The organism is Schleiferilactobacillus perolens DSM 12744 (assembly GCF_001435585.1).
In the GTDB taxonomy this organism is placed as follows: Bacteria; Bacillota; Bacilli; order Lactobacillales; family Lactobacillaceae; genus Schleiferilactobacillus; species Schleiferilactobacillus perolens.
Window position 1 is genome coordinate 1 of sequence record NZ_AZEC01000086.1, and the last position, 265, is coordinate 265.

Annotated in this window: 2 tRNA genes; both read left to right on the forward strand. The window is 48.7% G+C overall.

The window, feature by feature from the left end:
- Positions 1-26 precede the first annotated feature (26 nt).
- Positions 27-99, forward strand: a tRNA-Lys gene (locus FD09_RS15725).
- Positions 100-110: 11 nt separating this feature from the next.
- Positions 111-193 (forward strand) — tRNA-Leu (locus FD09_RS15730).
- Positions 194-265: the final 72 nt, after the last annotated feature.

Here is a 265-nt window from a genome sequence, read left to right on the forward strand (position 1 = left end):
CAGGTTCGAGCCCTGTAGCCTCCATTGAGTCGTTAGCTCAGTTGGTAGAGCATCTGACTTTTAATCAGAGGGTCGACAGTTCGAGACTGTCACGACTCATTGACCTTGTCGCGGGTATGGCGGAATTGGCAGACGCGCTAGATTTAGGTTCTAGTGTCCGTAGGACGTATGGGTTCAAGTCCCGTTACCCGCATGTGTCAAATGAGAAAAACAATTTTGCCGACTTAGCTCAGTTGGTAGAGCATCTGATTTGTAATCAGAGGGT